Origin of the sequence: Corynebacterium glaucum (assembly GCF_002287505.1) — a bacterium.
GTDB lineage: Bacteria > Actinomycetota > Actinomycetes > Mycobacteriales > Mycobacteriaceae > Corynebacterium > Corynebacterium glaucum.
The window spans coordinates 2,465,040-2,483,581 of record NZ_CP019688.1; the positions used below are offsets into that span (position 1 = coordinate 2,465,040).

The following is an 18,542-nucleotide window of genomic DNA, read 5'->3' on the forward strand; positions in this document are numbered from 1 at the left end:
AACCTTCGGGCGATATTTAAAGCATGCTTTATGTATTGCTCGCGGTCGTGGCGATTGCTGCGGTCGGTTACTTCATCTACAAAAAGGTGCACGCGGCCTCGGCAATCTTCGCCGTGGGCGTGCTGCTGCTCATGATCGCCGCGGCGACCGGCCGCGTGACCCTTTCTACTCAGGACATCGAGTCCAGCGGCAACGCGTTTTACGACGAGCTGCTGATCATCGAGTCCCTGTTCAAGTCCCGCTTCTCCGGCACCGGCATGGCGATCATGGTGCTCTTCGGCTTCGTCGGCTACATGCGCCACATCGGTGCTGACGCGAAGACCGTGGTTGCGCTGTCCCAGCCGCTACGGCGCTTCGAAGGCTCGTACTGGCTGGTGCCCGTCGGGTTTGCGGTAGGCACGTTGTTGTCCTTGGTCGTGCCGTCGGCAAGCGCTCTGTCCCTGCTGCTAGTGGCGACGCTGATGCCTGCGCTGATTGCTGCTGGCCTGACTCCGCTGACGGTGGGCGCGATTGTGGTGACTTCCTCGACGATTGCGCCCTCGCCGCTCGAGGCTGGCCTGATTCAAGGTGCCGACCTGGTGGGGATGACGGTGACGGAGTTCACCTTCGGCAACGTGGCGTATGCGACGGTGCCGGCGCTGATTGTTGTCGCGTTCACGCACATGTGGTGGCAGCGGCGTTGCGATCTTCGCGATGTGGCGAAGGTGACCGCCGCGACCACTGCCGGAGAGGTGGAGGAAGCGAAGGAGAGCGAATCCGATAGGCGCATCCAGGAAGCCGTGGAGCGCGCCGAGGGCCTGCCCGGCTTCTACGCGCTGCTGCCGCTGTTGCCGCTTTTGCTCATCGTGATCTCCGCGATCCTGAACCGGATGGGCGTGGTGGGTTTCGAGGCCGACATTCTGCCGGTGACCGTGGTGTCGCTGATGGTGACCATGATCATCGAGGCGATCCGGCTGCGAAACGTCACCGAAGCGGTCGATGCGCTCCAGGACTTCTTCAAAGGTCTGGGCGAAGGCGCCGCCGGCGTGGTCTCGCTGATCGTCGCCGCGGCGATTCTGGTGGAGGGCATCACGCAGATGGGCGTGATCGACGCGCTGACCAGTCTTGCGCAGGCGTCGTCGGGCGCGGCGGCGCTGATGGTGATCGTTTTCGTGCTGGCTACCGGCTTGATGGCGGTGCTCACCGGCTCCGGTGTGGCACCGTACTTCGCGTTCTCCGAGATGGTGCCAGGCTTGGCTGCAGAATCCGCTGTGCACGCGCCGCAGATGCTCGCGTCTATTTGGTCCGCCTCGAATCTGATGCGCCAGGCTTCGCCGGTGAACGCCGCGGTGCTCATCGTCTCCGGCGCGCTGAAGATCAACCCGGTTGAACTGGTCCGACGCACGTTCGTGCCCATGCTCGTCGGCACGATCAGCGCAGTCATCTTCGCGTTCTTGTTGATCGGTTAAGCGCGTTGACTCGGGCGGGGGTTGGTAACGGCGGGTTACCTTATGAGAGATATAAGAACTGTCACCGTCCGAGGAACCTAGGAGACCCCATGCGCACCAACACCCGAACCGGCCGCGTTGGCATTCTCGCCGCCGCCGTCACGCTGACCGCCACTTCGATTGCCGCCACCACCCCGGCAATGGCAGACAACGCTCCGACGTACACCGTGAAAGAAACGAAGAGCCCGTTCGACGAGCATGCGGGCCCGCTGTCGTCCAACACCTTCTTCTTCCCCAGGACTGAGCACCTCACGGAGCAGGAAAAAACCACGATTGCCGTCCAACCGCTATCATCCCGGTACCTGCTTTTCACCGGCCGCCTCGCGATGTTGCTCGCGCCGATCGCGTGGCTGAGCTCGCTGGGCCGCTAGCTCCGTCTCACGGCAGCGAACTCGTCCAACAGCTCGAGAACATCGGGGGAGCGCCAAGCCCTCCGCCGCCGATCCAACTGCCCACCAATAACGATGCCGTCGGCCTCGAGGCGCTCGAGAGCGTTGCGGGCAGTTTCTACCGACGCGTCGAACTCCTCAGCAACCACCGCCGCAGTGAGAATCGGGCGTTGCACAAGCAGGTCGAGCACCTGCCATGCGAGGGCGTCGGCGCGCGCGGTGAGCTGGCCGTTCCATTCGTCGCGCACGTCGATCAGCTCGTTCGCAAGCCATGTTCCGCGTTCGGTAGCCGCCAGCGCGCTGCGGGCGAATAGCGCCACCACCGGCCCAACGTCCCCATCCCGGTACGCGCTCAGCGTGTCAAAGTAGCCGGCAGTATCGGAGAGCAACCCCACCGATATCGGTAGCGCCGCAGAAGTAGTAATGCTGCGGTCACGCAGGATCACATGTATCAGCGCCCGACCGGTGCGCCCGTTTCCGTCGGCAAACGGGTGGATGGTCTCAAACTGTGCATGCGCAACCGCCGCCTGCACCAAAGCCGGCAGGTCATCGCGCTGCATGAAGCGCTCGAGATCGCGCATTGCATCCGCCAGACGGGTGTGATGCGGAGGTACGAAATCCGCATCACCCGGGTGCAGATCGCTCCCGCCGATCCACACTTGCTGCTCACGGAACTTGCCCGCGATCTCCGGAGCTGACTCTTCCAGCAGCACGCGGTGCATCCCCAGTATCGATTCAAGCGACGGCACACCTAGATCCACCGCCTCCGCCATCTGCCGAGTATTCGCCGCAATGAGTCCAGCGTTGCCACTGGCGCGAACGGTCATTTCCGCCTCAAGCACCTTCCGCGCTGACGAGGTCAGCTGCTCAATCCGGCTCGAAGCGACAGATTCGCTGCGAAGCAGTAGGGGAGTAAACGGCAGCAGGCGATGCGCCTCCGTCGCATCGAAGCGCACTACCTCAACGGTCGCCCGCTCCACCAAAGCAAGGGTTTCCTGGGACAGCTCAAGGGGCAGTTCGCTTATCGACGGCACCTTTGCAGCGCCATACTCACGAGGTTGCGTCTTAGCAGCCCGGCGCGAAAGCGGCTGCGCAGACGGTGTCCACGGCAGCGTTTCGTATTGGATTGCGGGCCAACTCATGCCTTTACCTTAGCGCGAGAGCGAAAGTTCACGCCTTAAGTTTGATGTAGTCATCGCTTGACCAAACTTAAGGACTTATCTTTGGCCCATTAGTCTGAACACGAAACTTATGAGCGCCGGACTCAGTCCCCAGATCGCCCTCATCGCCCCTTGCTAGATCCGCAGGAAGTTGCGCAGCTGAGCAGCGAGTGCAGAGAGGGCACCACCGAGGACCCCAATGATCTGGGAGATGATCGCGCCGACACCGGACAGGAACTTTGAACTCCCCGCAGTAGTAGTCGGTTCAGCCGGCGCGGACGAAGCAGACGGCGTGGACGAAGCGGGTGCGTCGGTGGTTGGCGCGGTCTTCGGTGCGCGGGCGGTAAGCCACTGATCCTCACCGATCGGGCGATCCACAATGCGGATCTCACCGATACTGCCGAACCAGCCGTCTTCCATCTCGTCTTCCCACGCGGAGGTGCCGAGCAGCCACTTGTACTCCTCGCCCGCCATGCCGATTGGGCCGTAGCCGTCGCGAAGAATCGGGGAGCCGTCGACGTACATGGTTACCGACTTGTTCTTCGGGTCGTTTACCACTGCGACGTGCATCCACTCGCCCTTCGGCACCTCGTGGGTCCAGTTGGAGAAGCCCTTGCCGTTCTCACCGAGGGAGTACCAGCGCAGCTCACGCAGGTTGGAGACGCCGAGCATCTGGATCGGGTCGCCGTCCGGCTCGTTCGGGTTGACCTTGGTGCCGGAAGCGTCGCGGATCAGGGCGTTGGACCAGCCGTTGTCGTCGCCGTCGAAGTCCTTGTCCAGTTTCAGGAAGGCCTCCATGGTGTAGCCGTTCTCGAAGTTCATCGAGTTGATCTTCGCGCCTGTGGCGGTCTCGAACCAGGCGACGGCACTCTTGGCGCTCGGCTCGGCGAACTTCAGGGAACCGGAGTCGGAGGACAGCGGGTGGATGTCGGTGGAGTAGGTGACCAGGTTGTCGGAGACTCCTGCGCGGTGCTTCACACGGGTCATATCCTGGCCGCTTTCGACGTCCGGGATGACGGAACCGGCCGGGGCGGCCTGGCCGTCGTTAAGCAATTGCCCCTCGAAGGTGGTGCGACCTGGCCGCCAGTGCACCGCTGTGCCCTCGACCTTGACATAGTCGTCCGGGCCGGCAGGCTTTTCAGTCTCCGTGATGGTGTAGGGGGTGTAGCCCTTGGAGACGGTGTCACGCAGGACGGCGCTGTAGTTCGGGTCGTTTTCATCGCCCTTGGTCCAGGCTTCGTTGAAGCCGGCGAAGCGGGCATCGAAGTCGATGTCGATCGCGTAGGAATCGCCGCTGCCCTCCGGGAGGAGGTGGTCGAACGCGGTGAGCTTGGCGCTGTCCTTCTGCTGGACCCACGGCGAGAACGCGGTCATCTCGAGCTGGTTGTTGGTCAGGTCGAACTGCAGCAGGCCCATGAGGCCGTTCCCGCCGAGGTAGGCCATCTGGTAATCCTGCAGGATGTTGATCACGTCGTGACCAGCGTCGTTGGTGGTGACGTGGTAGCCGGCGCCGTGGTGGTGGCCGGCGATGGTGAGGAAGATCTGGTCGTTCTTGCGAATCAGCGTGTCCCACAGGTGCTGGCCGTACTCCTCGGTGAAGTAGGTGGAGCCGTCGCCGCTAATGCCCGTGATCTCGTGCGCCGTGAGGATGACGGGCAGCGTCGGGTGGGCGTCAATGACTTCCTGGGCCCACGCGAGGGTGTCGTCGTTGGCGCGGAATCCGAGCGCGAGGACGACGTACTCCTGGCCCTCGGCCTCGAAGATATGGTACTCCGAGTCGACCGTCTGGCCTGGGAACTTGTAGTCCTTGCCGCCGGCGTAGACGTCGGTGGACTGGTGGCGACCCTTGAAGGTGGACAGCTGCTCTGCGCGGGAGACAGGGAAGTAGGTCTCGAACGCGGAGGCGCCGCCGAGCATCGCGTAATCGTGGTTGCCCGGCAGCACGGAGTAGTCCAGGTTGGCCTGGTCCAGCACGGCCATGGCGCGGTCGGCGATGTCCCAGCTTGCGAGGTCCTCCGGCTGATCCACCAGGTCACCGAGGTGGGTGACAAACTCGGTACCGAGGGCCTCGTGGTTGTCGGCGAGGAACTTGGTCTGCACGTCGAACGGGTTGGAACCGTAGCGGGAGCCGAAGATGTCGCCCGCGGCTTCGGTGCCGTAGCGGGCGTAGAACTGGGTATCCGGCATGACGCCAAGGGTGAAACGGGAAGCGAGATCGTCTGCCGCGGCGACGGGCAGCGGCAGCTGGGTCAGCGGGGTGAGCAGGGCAAGAGTGGTGAGGGCGGCAACTGGTTTACGCATGAGAGTCCTTCGCGGTTGCGGTGCGGGCGCGGGTAGTGCGGGTGCGGTGGGGATGCTGCGCCGCCGACGATAATCCTCGCAGGTTTCTTTTACGTAAATTTCATGTGAAGCCTAGATTTGCTGCACTTCCACCCACTCCACAATCGGGTCGAGCCTGGCGAAGTCAACCCGATCGATGTCCTTGCCGTAGGAGTCGATCATGTTGCGCTCGTTTTCGTTCTTGCGCGGCTTCATCTTCACCGCGGTGATCAGCCCGCGCATCACGTTGCGGTGCGCGGCAGACAGTTCCGAGTAGTTCAGCCGCCCCGGCAGGTAGAACCGCGTCACGGAATCGGCCAGATCGCCGAGTAGGCCGCCGGTGGGGTCGGCCGTGGTCACGAAGTCGTCGATAGTCATGCCTGTTGTGGCGACGGCGGCCGGGCGGTTGCGCAATGCCTCACTGCCCAGCGAGCGTACGAACTTCACGCCCTCATGCATGGGGCCGTGCGCCGGCGCGAGCACCACAATCGGACCCGCGGCGGTACCGGCGCTGACCTCCCCGGCCTCGGCGATCGGCACCGCATCTACGCCGACCCGGCGCGCCAACTCCTCGGCGTATTGCTTGGTGGAACCGTAGGTGCTGGCGTAGTAAATGCTGGTCATGGTGCCATTGTGGCACCTGTTACCGCACCATGTCCCAGATAGTGACGCACACGATAACCACACCCATGATGCCCACAAAGATGGTGTCCGGGCGGTTCGCGTAATGCTTGAACGCAGTCGCCTTGCGGAACAGCAGCGACGGCACCAGGTACACCAGGAAGGCCACAAACACACCGCCGACCACAGAGATCAGGGTCATAATCGACGGATTGAACACCGCGATCACCGTTCCAGTGACGAACACGAAGATGTTGATCATCCAGCGCAGCACGTTCTCGTTGACGCGCTGGGCGAAATTCGGTGCAGCGACGCGCAGGAGGTACGTGGTGCCCTCCTCGGTGCCCAGCATGTGGCCGAAGTAGGACGAGGCGATCGCGCAGATTGCCACGATCGGGCTGAGCCACGCGAGCAGCGGCGTACCGGTCTCGTTCGCCAGGTAGGACAGCACCGGGATGTTCTGCTCGGCAGCCTCGTCGAGGCCGTCGGCGCCGAGCGCGAGGGCGCACGACCAGACGAAGAACATGGTGAACAGCACCAGCGCGATGACCGCGGTGAGCTCGATCTTGGTCACGTCCTTTTCGGTGGCGGCCACGTCGCCGTCGTGGTTCTTCTGCACGTCGAGCGCGAGCTTGGACATCGCCGCCATGTGGCTGAACGAGAACACCAACACCGGCAAGATGAGCAGGAGCGACTGCCACAGCGGTGTGTCCGCCTCGTACGACATGAAGCTCTCGATGTCCCATCGCGGAATGAGGTACAGCGAGACTCCAGCCAGCGCGACGATCAGCGGATAGACCAGGAAGTTCGCAATCGCGAGGGTGATCTTCTGTCCGAGGGCGAACGCGCCGGTGAGCACGCCAACGCAGATCGGCGCGAGGATCCAGCGGCTGATCTCCGGGCCTTCAAACTGGTTGATGATGAAGCTCTCCAGCGTGTTGGTAATGGAGATTGCGTAGATCAGTACCGTCGGATAGACCGCCAGCCAGTACACGAGCGCCGTGGCGAACCCTCGTTTGCGCCCGGTGAGCGCCGTGACCACCTGCAGCACGTCCATGCCGGGGATCGGGGAGCCGGAGACGATGCGCGCGTACGTGCGGTGCGAGAAGAACACCAGCGGCCCGATGAACAAGGTTGCGATCATCAGCGGCCAGAAGCCGAACGTGCCCGCATCCAGCGGCAGGAACAGGATGCCCGCGCCAACGGCGGTACCGAAGAGCGTCATTGCCCACGACATCACCGAGCCGTCGGGGGTGGACTCCGTCTTTGCTTCCTCCTCGATCTGCTCACGGTCCGCGTCGGAGAGGTGCTCCATCTCGAACTCGTCGCGGGCCTGCTCGAGGTGCTCGTCGCTGTGGAGCTCCGGGAGCTCGTCGGCGTTGCCACCGCCTGAAGAATTGTTGGAGTTGGATCCGCCATAGGCAGTGGACATCGGTGGCCTGCTTTCGTCAGTGGGCACGGGATACTTCAACAGTAGGGAAGCGGCCACCCCCGCCATGCACCGACTGCCCCTAGTACCGCGCGCGAAACACCTGGGTTGTCTCAGAGGCCAAGAGGTCGTCGGTAAGTTCGACCACTTCGAGGGGCTTGAAATCACTTATCGACGTCACCCAGTCCCCGGGAAACGCCTCACCATTCCCACCTTCTGGCTCGTAGAATACGGCGACGGTGCGGCCGGGAATGGCGGCTGAAAGGGCGTCGATAAGCAATTGCGAATCCTCCCTCTGCAGACGAGGCGGCACCATCGAGCGGATGTCTAGTGGCAGCCACTGTGCGGCAGGTTTGAGTTCGCCGCTGTCCACGAGGTGGGCGAAGTATGCGAACTCCCCGCGCGCGGCGGTGAGGATGCGCGCGGCGCGCTCTAAGTTGCGCCGGACCTCTTCGCGAAGTTGCTCGTTGTGCTCGTAGGCCTCGCTTTGGGCCAGCTTGAGCAGCGTCGTCGCGTGGGCGAGGGCCTGGTAGAACTCGCGTGCCGACGGCCCCGCAACCTCATCCACGTACTCCTCCGCCGCCCGCAGCATGGCGCGCAGCACCCCGTAGACCGGGCGTTTCGCGCGTAGGTGCACCCTCACCTCGAGGTCGCCGGCCATGAACTGGGCGAACATATCCGGACCCGGCTGCGCGGGCAGAGGCGGGGTTGGCGGGAGGGCGTCTTCGAGCGCGTCGCAAAACTCCTCGACCTGGTAGAAGTGCAAGTTGTTCACGTGGTCGCGCAACGACCGTGCCAGGTAATACGCGAAGGTAAACTGCGGCCCCTGCTCCATCGCTGGCCGGCAGACATCCGTGAGCGCCTTCGTCACCGCCACCGCCTGCTCCACACCGGGAGAGCTGCGAAGCAGCTGCACATTCCGCCGCGCGGAATGTGCTGCCTCCGCTAATCGCTCAGCCTCCGGACCTTCGAGCACCTGCGACTCATCCGCGGGCCGGTACGCAGCAGCCGCAGCCTTAATGCGTGCGACCAGCGTCTCGCCGAGATCGTACGCGGTGCCGTTCAGACCGCCGCGGTAATCCGCGCCGATGATGACACTGCCCCGTACCCGCGTGCCCGAGGCTTTTACCGCGAACCTCCATGTCTTCATGATCCCTCTGCCACTGCCCGAGCTACCGCGAGATCCTCCCAAGGCATACCGACCGTTTTGAAGACCACTCGGCGCCCCGGGTCAAGCTCAACGTCGCCGCGGACCACATCACGCATCGAGATCAGATCAGTACCCGTAATCGCCGCAGCTTCAATCGCCTGTACCACGTCGCCAGCTTCACGCTTGGCGGCAGCGATGTCCTCCACAATGACCTGCGCACCCCGTAGCACGTCTTCATGGAGCTCACGTGTGTCCGCGGTATGCGCTCCCACGGCGAGCACGATGGCGTCGTCAAGCAATTGCTCCGATGTAACGACAGGTTTCGGGGATGATGTCGCGGTGATTACCAGCCCGGCGCGGCCGACGATCTCGTCGGACTCAGCTCTGCCCGCGGCGACCGAAGGCCACGGCAGGTCGGCGGGTTGGGTGCGGGAGACGAAGGTGCAGTGCACCTCTCGGATGCCCTGAAGAGCATCGATGAGCGTTTCGGCATGGGCGCGACCCTGCACGCCGGTGCCATAGATAGCGACTTCCAACGGTTCCGACGAAGCCCGTAGCAAGTCCAGCACGCCTGCGACGGCTACCGCTGGGGTGCGGAGTCGGGTGAGGGATGCGGCATCGAGGAGGAGTTCGGGCGTGAGGGTTCGACCGCCCATGAGCAGGTAAGACCCTTGTACTAGGGGAACCTGCTCGGTAGATCCAGGCGGCTGGATGCCGAGGATTTTGACTCCCGCATATTTCCCGTCCGATGAGGGCAACAGGTGCATCTCACCGTGCGTTAACCCGACTTTGACTCGGTGCGGATCTTCAGCTGGGTCGAAACCTTCAAGCAGGGGCTTGCGAATGGCTTCAACCGCAGCACGAGGGCTAAGGAGTTCAAGGACTGCTTCACTACCGAGGTAACGCATGATCGCAAGGGTAGGGCAGCTTGTTAGGGTTCGCCCCCAACCAGCAACCATTAGGCGCTAGCGCGTCCGGCCGCGGGTTACTAGTGTTCAGATGCTGAACGTTGAGCGTCTAGCAAAGCGTTCCTCAGTTCCTCGTCCTGCGCGTAAATGTACATACCCTTGGTGCCGCGGGTCAGGAGTACGTTGAGCTCATTCTTAATGAGCTGTTCACCAAACGACACCTTCGAGCCATCGGCCATCTGTCGCCGTTGCACGGCTTTGCCGTGTGCAGACTTCGATGGATCGATGACTATCCTCCCGTCTCTGTAGGTGATGGAGGGACCAAGGATGACGCCTGAGTAGTTCAAATCGAACCCTTGGATGGTGTAGGTCGAACCGACTTCATTTATGGTTTCTGGAGTCTCAGACCACGCTCTCCGATATGCAATGCGTCGCTCTTGATTTCCCCTGCTCAGCTGTAAGTTCCACGGCATTCGGATTTGCTTGGTTGGATGATGGACGTCGACATACCAAAGGCCATCATCTTCCTCAGCGTTCTTGTGCTGGCTGCTGTATTTCCAGTCAAAGGTCGCGATGACTCGGGCCAAACTGTTCTCAACTTGGGAGTCCTTCCTGCGTATTGCCTTCTCGAGATCAGCTGGGTTTTCAAAGATCCTGAGGTCATAACCTTCCGGGTCAACCGGTATTTCTGTAATGATGCCCGGATCGACTAGGTTTCGGATCCATTCGACGGTGGCATCCCCGGCATTGAGACGGAGTTGGCTTCCTAGACGGATCGGGGGTTCAGCCAATCGGTGTTGGAAGTGTTCCTCCAGCGGAGTCTCCCAATGCTGAGGAGTTTCGAGCACCTGCTTGGCATCGTAAACTGCGATGACTACCTTGGCTCTTTCGAGAATTGCTTCAATTTGAGGCTTGTCGTAGAAGTAGCCGAGTGATTTCTGAGTCAGTAGAAGGTGCGCTTCGTCAATCAGCACAACGTCCGCAGGATTATCCGGCGAAAACGAGTTAATGAACGATGTTGGTTTATAAACCCTGTTTCGCTTCTTGTCTTCGCCTTCGGGCGCGGGTATACCGAGCTTCCGGATGATTTCTTCGTAAACAGCGTATTGACCACCCTCGTTTTTGTGGCCAGAGATTAGGTAAGCGTCGACTGGAGCACGCTCGCCGTCAGGCCCTGCGGCGAGCTTGCGAAAGCGCTCATCCTCATCTCTTACCCCGCTTACCAGCCCATTAAAGACGCTGCTAATGAGGACTGACTTTCCTGAACCCGCCTCCCCGGAGACAATGATTAGTTTGTTTTCGCTTTCGGTTCCGTGCTCCGATCTCGCCTCTAGGGCCGCATTAACCGCTTCGAAGATTCGGTTTTGAGCATCGAGTTGCTCCTCGCTGAGCTTGTGGAACGGTGAAGCTTTGAAGATCGCTGAGGTCTTTATCGCTTCGCGATCATCAAAGAGTTCGGGCTCCATACCGCGTAACTCATCCCAGACCATCTCGAAGATCGGATCGAGATGATCGAGCGTGAAGTACTCGCGTTGCTCGTTGGTGCGACGGTTATTGTGGTGTTCAACGCTCTGGCAAGCCTCGAGATAGTGCAGGAAGCGGTTCTCGAGATCCAGAGTGAGCGACTTGTTGAAGTACGGATGCCCGATTACGTACATCTCAACGTCTGGATTCTTCGCCAACTCCTTCCAGTCATCGCGTCCCCTTGGATCTTGGTAGAGGTGTTGCCGTGTTCGCTTCTTAATGTCGTTGGTTTCCCCAACGTAGACGGTGTATCGAGACCCGTATTTCACTTTTCGACGGCTACGGATGACGTAGACGGTCGGAAAACGCAACTGATGGCGAACCCAGTCATCACGATCCGATTCGTCGCGTTCTCCATGTGCAGTAGCAAGCGCCGTTTCGAAGTCACCGTTATAGGGGACACGTTCGATGAATGGGGCAGGGAATTTGTTCATGGCTATGTCTCACTCCGATTTGTTGGGGTGAGGACATATCCGGCAGGAAGTCCGTTGGGCCCTAGTGACTGGTTTGATGCGTTAAGTCAGAAGCTGACGCAAAGCGTCTCTCGTCTGCTCATCTGGTGAGTAGATTACGGTGCCGATCATCCCTCGGGTGAGTAGCACCTTGTAGACGTGTCGGACCAATAGGTCGAAGCGAACGTCCGGCACCTGACTAGCACTTCGAAACTGAGGGTCCTTATTGGCCGATCGCACTGTTTCGAAGCGGCCATCGCGCCAGAGGATATCCGGCCCGAGAATCACGCCAGCCCAGTCGAACTCGAATCCCTGAGCTGTGTAAATGCATCCCACTTGATCAAATCCGCCCTCTTCAGTCGCCCAAAGTGCCGATGGGGGAGCGGTGCCGATACGGCGGTCTGATTTGTTGTTCCAAGGGCGAGCCCACTCGCCAAGGACTACGTCATCAGCCAAACCGTCGGAGTTTGGATCCGACCAAGGCCAGCAAAACCCTGCTGTCATCCTGGAAGTGAAGCCGTTCGCTTGCTTCTCCTTGAGCAAGTGCTCGAGCTCCCATGGAGAGTCGACTACAAGAACCTCGAAGGGATCTCCTACAGGCAGGGCCGCCTCTGCAGGATCGGCACCGCTGAGCCCGAGAATCTGCTCCACCCATTCGACGTAGGCCGCGGACCCACCGCATCTGAATTGCTCGCCGAGTTCAATGACCGTGGCTTCGAAGCCCTGCATTCGCGCGAAGTTAGCGATATCGGTTGTTGAACCAAGCTCCCCGTGTCTCACAACCTGCTTGTCGTCAAGTAAGAAGACTGGGACTTTGGCCGCTGAAACCAGTTCGTCAATCTGCAATCGGTCCGTTCGATTCGTAGCCTTGGTAAACCGATTGTTAGAAGTCTCCCGAATGCGATGCGCCTCATCGGCGATTAGTACATCAATCCCGTCCGCTTCTGCCTGAGCGAAGCTGTTGAAATATTTGAAGAGACTCTGAGTCGGCCGACTGCGGTGCCCAGCGACCTTCCTCATGGTTTGTGTGAATGAGCGGGATCCGGTGGCGTGAAGCACTGATCTTCCATCACGCGCTAGATCGCCCAGCGCTGAAAGAGCTATCGCAGACTTTCCACTCCCGGGTCCGCCCTGGACGACGATGACGCGCTTCGAACTACCTTGCTCTGCACGCTCGATCTCGTGGGTGATCATGTCCGCTGCCAGCTGCTGGTTACCGAGTAGTGTGAACCGCTCCCTCTCGCGGATCTCCTCGGCGGCAACTTGCATCAGCTTGGTAGACGGTGCGACGGGCGATTCCTGCAACAGGGAAGCTGCTCGGCTCTCCCAGTCGGGGGATAGATGCTCAGCGAGGTGCGCGCGGAGTTCTTGTCGGCTCGTTCCGGTGAAAACGGGAATCTCGTCTGCACCGCGGGACAACTCCGTCGCAGATTGTTCATTCATCACGCCGTGGACGTAAGCCACCGCTCTGACCCAGCTTTCGTGGTCGTGCAGCCTGGTGAGATAGCTCCTCAAATAGTCCTGGTATCCAGCGACCTGCCTGGAGGGATGCAGCCTCGGGTGCGGTACCCCAGGGACTGTCAGAAGATGCGGGTCATCCTCGAACACCCAAGCTTCAGACCACCGTTTCAGTTCCACGAGCACCATCGATGGTTCCCCGGTTCGGGGATGCGAACCCGCTAGGATGACATCCACCCGTTGTGATGTCAGCGGCAGCCTGTATTCCAGGAGGACTTCGATTCCGTCCAAACCGGCTGCTTGAAGATCCTCCGCCAAGACCGGAAGGCTGTTCTCCCACGAGCGCTGTTCAGAGGGCGATGGCCTTGAGTTTCCTGACTGGAGCCTTTCCTGCAGCATTTTCTCCACAAGCGAAGTGGGATCCTCCGCAGCGCGAGTGAATTCGCTTCCGCTTAAGCGTAGAGCTCTCACTACCGCCTCCGTGCACGATGAATCGTGCGACGTGGAGGCATGTCAGCGAGGATGCTCGAGGAAGCCTGTCGGGTCGCGCCTTTTTGACTAAGGCCCCTATTTTAGCGCTGAGAACCTCGTCCGCAACCGCGCTAACCTGCGAGTATTGCGTTCAGTAGACATGTCACACAAACGCGCGTATACTCTCGCGCGTAGGTCCCCTCGCCCACGGCCCATCCCCCCCGAGGCCGGTAGAGCACTCACCCACCCCCCCATTTAGAGTGCGAGCGCGCGAGGGGGCCTCACTTTATCCCCGCACCGTAAACGCCCCAAACCAAGCACGATTCGCCCCTGGGAGGGCGCGCGAGGCTGGTGGGACGTAGGGGCGTCGATAAGCAAAAGCTCCTAGTAGGAGCTGGAACCGCCTGCTCCTGAGAACCCCGAGCTGTAGGACGTGTTGATGCTGGAAGAGCTCGACGACGCGGACGACTGGGCCTGCTGCTCCGCCGCCACATTCGAGCTGTGCCACGTACTCATGTGCACGTACGGCACGTAGGTGCCGTAGATGAAGCCCGGCTGCGTGATGGTGGGGGAGTCGAGCTGGGTGTGCTCGGGGACGTCGGAGAATTCGCGGCGCTTGACCTCGTCGAGCAGGGTCGAATAATCGCGCAGCAAGATCACGAACTGGTCGATGAAGTCCGGCGCGGCGGCGTTGCGGTCCAGTTCCTCGATGCGGTCCTCGAGCGCCCGCAGGTCGCGCTTGATCTCCTTGTCCTTCACCTCGCGGCGCGCGTTCTGCGCATCGGTGCGAATGTCCAGCAGGATCGAGCGGCGGGTAGCAACGTCGCCGCGCTCCGCGTTGAACAGGCGGTTGATGTTCTCCTCCGCGTGGCCCGTGTCGGTCACCGTCGCGGCAGCCTCCTCCAGCGCTTCGCGGTTCTCCCACGCCTGGCGGTCCGTGTCCACACCCAGCTGCTTCACCTCGTGCAGCCTCAGGAAGCGGTCACGCACCTCCTCCCACTGGTCGCGCAGCTCAGCGTCGGCAAAAGCGGAGGACACGGAGTTAGCTCGGATGTCCAGCTCATCCAATCGCTGGCTCAGCCCAGTAAATTCATTTGCGACGATTGCGTGATCCTCCCGAGCCTGAGCAATCTGCTTCCGCCGCTTGTTTCGACGAATGGCGGTCATCGAGCCACCTGCAAGACCGGCAGCGCCGGCGGCGAGGCCGTAGCCGACCGTCGCATTGCCCTGCTCAGATTCGGCCCGCTCGACTGGGTAGTTCTGGGCGGCCTCGATGTCGGTGGCGACGTTCGCGCCGGCGAAGAAGCCGCCCGGGATGTTGTTGTCGCGCAGCCCCAGTTTCATAGCTTCGAGGGCGTCTCCGAGGCGCTGGCCATCGCGGATGTAGAGCTGGTCTGCAACGTCCTCACCAGCCAGGATGAAGTGGTGGCGGCCAACCACGTCCGTGCCGACGATGAGCACGCCGTCGGCGTATTTGTCGTTGCCGATTTGGTCGGGGAAGTTGTCGCGGAGGAAATTTTCGACGGAGTCGTTGACGTTGTCGCGGTTCTCAGTGAGCGCGATGTAGTGCAGCGTTTTGACCGTATCCGGGCGGTCTAGGCGCTCGGCGTCGCGTTTCAGGCGAGCTTCGTCGTCGGGTGTGAGCACGTCGCCAGGGTCGGAGATCATGACCTCGGGCATTTCCGCTTGGGTGGCGATCTGTGAGTCGGCCGCGTCGGGGACCTCGGTGCTGGCGTAACCAAGCGCGCCGCCCCCGAGACCCAGCAGTGCGGTGATCCCGAGCACGGCGGCCCAGTCCTTGAACGAGTTGCTCTTCGAGCCGCGGAAGCCTTTGCCTCTATCTGCCATAGGCAAAATTCTACGAGAATTTGGCTAGTAGCAGTCCCAGGCGAAAGTAACGTTGCTGAAATCCCTGCGCGCGAGATCCTCCGAGGTGATGAACCAGTGGGCGAGGCCGACATCGCCCCACATCACATCGGGCATGTCTGAGTCGAGCTGGAGCAGCTGGATTGAATCGGCGAACGCAGGCCTTGGATCGGTCTGCGTGAAAAATGGGTAGCCGCCAACGCGGTGCCCAGCATTGAAGTCAATGAGGATTGTGACGACTCGGCTGAACGCCTCGGGGTATTCGACGAAACCGTCGCTCAATGCTTCCTGCTTGAGCTCATCGATACGCTCATTGGTTTTGTTCGCGGTGAACTCTATCTGTTCCTCCCATTCCCCGCCGGGTGTGCCTTTGCGCCAGTGCAGCTCCCTGCCGTGGGCCTTGATGATTGTCAGCTCGTCTCCCCGCCGAAGTATCTCGGTGCGTGATGCGAACATGTCGCGGTCATTCTCATCCGGGTATGGGCCGCCCACGGCCCAGTTTCGAATCCGCGACATTTCGCTGCTGGGGAGGGCGGTTTCCAGCACACCGCGTAAGGGGAGCACCGTGTCCTGATTAGTGAACGGCCCATCGTCGCAGAAGGCGCCCTCGGGCCGAGTGCCCACCGAGGGCGCAGTCGTGTCTTCAATCCAGCGCACGAAGCAGCCGTCAACATCGTCCGAACCGAAGATCTCATCCGTGCCGCCGAAGAACTGCACGATGCCGCGCTCGGGGAACCCCGGCAGAGGTGGAAGCTCGTCGAAGTTCAGCTGCGCGTAGAACATCATCGGGCCGTGGGTGTAGGTCGGCCATTCCACATGTGCAGGCAGGTAGGGGAGCCCGCCAATCTTGGTAGCAGTCGGCGAATCCGGGACGGACGGGTCGTGCGTCAAAGTAATGGTGGGAATGGGGGGCGGAACGTCGAAGTCGAACATCGCCGCCTGGTACGTCGTCATGGCACTATCCTGCCCCGGATTCACCCCGGCTGCGAACGCTGCACCTCTCGTCTGCCGCGCACAAGCGCGATAAGAGAGCCGATCAGCAAGCCAAGAAAACCAAAGCCAACAACGCTCTTCCCACGGTGATGTCCGGGGTGTACTCGAAGTGGGTCTCCATCACGCCGGCGCCTCCGGAATCATCGAGGCTGACCAACAACACTCCGTCGATAAGCTCTTTGCCCTGAACTTGCTTCGGGTGATGGGTGGCGAGGTAGCTGACGGCGGACCGGCCGAGGTTATCCCTGCTTTCTTCGCCGTCGTGCAGCACCAGGTAGTGGACCACCTCAACCGAGTCGGGCGGCAGAGTGATTGCGGTGCGGTCCGTCAACGTGGCCCTATCCTCCGGACCCATGCGGCTGGCGGGATCCGAAACCATGATTTCGGGCGCGTCGGTGCGCATGGAAACTTTGAGCTCTTCTTTGGTGGGAACGGGGTTTTGCAGGTGCGCGAGGCCGACTCCGCCCGCGCCCATGACGATGGCGAGGCCGCACACGCCGAGGAAGCCTTGCAACTCTTTGCTGACCACGGTGCCGATTCTAAGGCGGAAGCGGGGGCAATGAGAGGGGAGCGGGGGCGCTCACACCGCCGCGCGCGGAGTAATATTCCCAGAATCAACCCCCACAACGGATCGTTCGGCACGTTCCTGCCGATGGAGGAGTGCATCTCACATGGCATCAGTGACTTTCGACAACGCAACGCGCGTCTACCCCGGCGCGGACAAACCGAGCGTGGACAAGCTCAACCTAGAAATCGCGGACGGCGAGTTCCTCGTGCTCGTCGGCCCGTCTGGCTCCGGCAAATCCACCGCGCTGCGCATGCTCGCCGGCCTTGAAGACACCAACGAAGGCCGCATTTTGATTGACGACCGCGACGTCACCGGGCTCGACCCGAAGGAACGCGACATCGCGATGGTGTTCCAGAACTACGCGCTGTACCCGCACATGTCCGTGCGCGAGAACATGGGCTTTGCGCTGAAGCTCGCGGGCAAGAGCAAGGCGGAGATCAACGAGCGCGTCGAGGAAGCCGCCCGCACGCTCGACCTGGTGGAATACCTGGACCGCAAGCCAAAGGCACTCTCGGGCGGTCAGCGCCAGCGCGTGGCGATGGGCCGCGCGATCGTGCGCGAACCGCAGGTCTTCCTGATGGACGAGCCGCTGTCCAACCTCGACGCGAAGCTACGCGTGCAAACCCGCACGCAGATCGCCAACCTGCAGCGCCGCATGGGCGTGACCACCGTCTACGTCACGCACGACCAGACCGAGGCGCTGACCATGGGTGATCGCATCGCCGTGCTCAACTTCGGCGAACTCCAGCAGGTGGGCACCCCGCGCGAGCTGTACGAGCACCCCAACAATGTCTTCGTCGCCGGCTTCATCGGCTCGCCAGCCATGAACATCGCCACGTTCGATGTCGAAGGCAAGGTCGCTCGAGCAGGTCAAGCAAGCATCTCGCTTGACGACGCCCACGTTGCTGCCCTCACCCCCGAAGACAACAACCAGGTGATCCTGGGCTTTCGGCCGGAAGCGCTGGAGATCGTGGATGCGGGCACGCATGGCGCTGGCGGGGATTCGTTCCCAGTGGAGGTCGACTTCGTGGAGGAGCTCGGTTCCGACGCGTACGTGTACGGACAGCTTGCCGGGGGTGGCTGGAACGAGGCGGGCGCGCGTGCAGACGATGAGCGCGAAACCGTGTCCAACCAGATTGTTGTGCGCACCCCGCCCTTGACTGAAGCGAAGCGCGGCGACGTCATTCACGTGCAGGTCCGTGAGGGCGGGCTCCACGCGTTTGCTCCGTCGACGGGCAACCGGATCTAGCTGGTTCTCTAGCGCGTTTCACGTGAAACGCGCTAGTGGCAGTCTCAGCAGAAGCGTGCTTCGCTGAAGTCCCTCCGAGCCAGGTCCTCTGGAGTGATGAACCAGTGGTCTCTCCATTCGCCGTCTCAATCTGACAAATAAAAGCGGTCTATTTCGGCGGGCGCATCAGTGTACGGACTGGCGTTACAGTGTAACCGGCGGACGTTACAGTGTTCGAGAGATATGGCAAACTCCGATGAAGAGTGCCAAAGTCCTTGCGATGCCCGCTTTACCGCTTGTGATCACAAGCTCTCCTTAAAACTCTTAAGTGAAGCTGCAAGGCGTCATCGCTGATGCTCACTGATATGTCTCTTAACACCACTGACGGCCTACAATCACTGTTTCTGCTTCACTGATGCGTCATTCACTATCACTGATGGTGCCAACGAAAAAGGCGCCGCCCGCGAGGGGAGGCGCCTGGAGGGGGAGCGGTTACCGGGAAGCCGCTACTTCACCGCG

The 18,542-nt window shown here is 61.3% G+C and carries 14 protein-coding genes; 3 read left to right on the plus strand and 11 right to left on the minus strand.

What is annotated here, in order from left to right:
• The first annotated feature begins 23 nt into the window (after nt 1-23).
• Both dcuC and CGLAU_RS11940 read left to right on the plus strand, forming a co-directional pair.
• A complete protein-coding gene (dcuC, locus tag CGLAU_RS11935; protein ID WP_095660901.1) occupies nt 24-1,448 on the plus strand; it encodes a C4-dicarboxylate transporter DcuC in 1,425 nt (474 codons plus the stop codon).
• An 89-nt stretch (nt 1,449-1,537) separates the two neighbouring features.
• Nucleotides 1,538-1,858, plus strand: coding sequence for a hypothetical protein (locus CGLAU_RS11940; RefSeq protein WP_095660902.1), 321 nt, complete (start codon nt 1,538-1,540; stop codon nt 1,856-1,858).
• Here CGLAU_RS11940 and CGLAU_RS11945 read toward each other — a convergent pair.
• The 11 genes from CGLAU_RS11945 to CGLAU_RS11995 form a co-directional block, all read right to left on the minus strand.
• Nucleotides 1,855-3,018 carry a Fic family protein gene (locus CGLAU_RS11945; protein WP_095660903.1) on the minus strand — a complete coding sequence of 388 codons (1,164 nt, stop codon included), beginning with the start codon at nt 3,016-3,018 and terminating at the stop codon, nt 1,855-1,857. The two genes, CGLAU_RS11940 and CGLAU_RS11945, sit on opposite strands and share 4 nt — an antisense overlap.
• Nucleotides 3,019-3,171: 153 nt before the next feature.
• Nucleotides 3,172-5,337: a LamG-like jellyroll fold domain-containing protein gene (locus CGLAU_RS11950; RefSeq protein WP_095660904.1), complete on the minus strand. Its 2,166-nt coding sequence runs from the start codon at nt 5,335-5,337 to the stop codon at nt 3,172-3,174.
• Nucleotides 5,338-5,448: 111 nt separating this feature from the next.
• Nucleotides 5,449-5,979, minus strand: a complete 531-nt coding sequence (locus CGLAU_RS11955; protein ID WP_095660905.1) for a flavodoxin domain-containing protein — start codon at nt 5,977-5,979, stop codon at nt 5,449-5,451.
• Between the two features lie 19 nt (nt 5,980-5,998).
• Nucleotides 5,999-7,408, minus strand: coding sequence for an aromatic amino acid transport family protein (locus CGLAU_RS11960; RefSeq protein WP_157731400.1), 1,410 nt, complete (start codon nt 7,406-7,408; stop codon nt 5,999-6,001).
• 79 nt (nt 7,409-7,487) lie between these two features.
• Nucleotides 7,488-8,555, minus strand: a complete 1,068-nt coding sequence (locus CGLAU_RS11965) for a hypothetical protein (RefSeq protein ID WP_095660906.1) — start codon at nt 8,553-8,555, stop codon at nt 7,488-7,490.
• Nucleotides 8,552-9,463, minus strand: a complete 912-nt coding sequence (locus tag CGLAU_RS11970; protein WP_157731402.1) for an ornithine cyclodeaminase family protein — start codon at nt 9,461-9,463, stop codon at nt 8,552-8,554. The genes CGLAU_RS11965 and CGLAU_RS11970 overlap by 4 nt, the downstream gene beginning before the upstream one ends.
• Nucleotides 9,464-9,543: 80 nt before the next feature.
• Nucleotides 9,544-11,421: a DUF2075 domain-containing protein gene (locus tag CGLAU_RS11975; protein ID WP_095660908.1), complete on the minus strand. Its 1,878-nt coding sequence runs from the start codon at nt 11,419-11,421 to the stop codon at nt 9,544-9,546.
• 81 nt (nt 11,422-11,502) lie between these two features.
• Nucleotides 11,503-13,296: a DUF2075 domain-containing protein gene (locus CGLAU_RS11980; protein ID WP_095661205.1), complete on the minus strand. Its 1,794-nt coding sequence runs from the start codon at nt 13,294-13,296 to the stop codon at nt 11,503-11,505.
• A gap of 456 nt (nt 13,297-13,752) precedes the next feature.
• Nucleotides 13,753-15,216, minus strand: coding sequence for a DUF5129 domain-containing protein (locus CGLAU_RS11985; protein WP_095660909.1), 1,464 nt, complete (start codon nt 15,214-15,216; stop codon nt 13,753-13,755).
• A 24-nt stretch (nt 15,217-15,240) separates the two neighbouring features.
• Nucleotides 15,241-16,188 carry a YwqG family protein gene (locus CGLAU_RS11990; RefSeq protein WP_095660910.1) on the minus strand — a complete coding sequence of 316 codons (948 nt, stop codon included), beginning with the start codon at nt 16,186-16,188 and terminating at the stop codon, nt 15,241-15,243.
• Between the two features lie 82 nt (nt 16,189-16,270).
• Nucleotides 16,271-16,756 carry a hypothetical protein gene (locus CGLAU_RS11995; protein ID WP_157731404.1) on the minus strand — a complete coding sequence of 162 codons (486 nt, stop codon included), beginning with the start codon at nt 16,754-16,756 and terminating at the stop codon, nt 16,271-16,273.
• A gap of 142 nt (nt 16,757-16,898) precedes the next feature.
• Between CGLAU_RS11995 and CGLAU_RS12000 the strand changes: the two genes are divergently transcribed.
• A complete protein-coding gene (locus tag CGLAU_RS12000; protein WP_095660912.1) occupies nt 16,899-18,044 on the plus strand; it encodes an ABC transporter ATP-binding protein in 1,146 nt (381 codons plus the stop codon).
• Nucleotides 18,045-18,542: the final 498 nt, after the last annotated feature.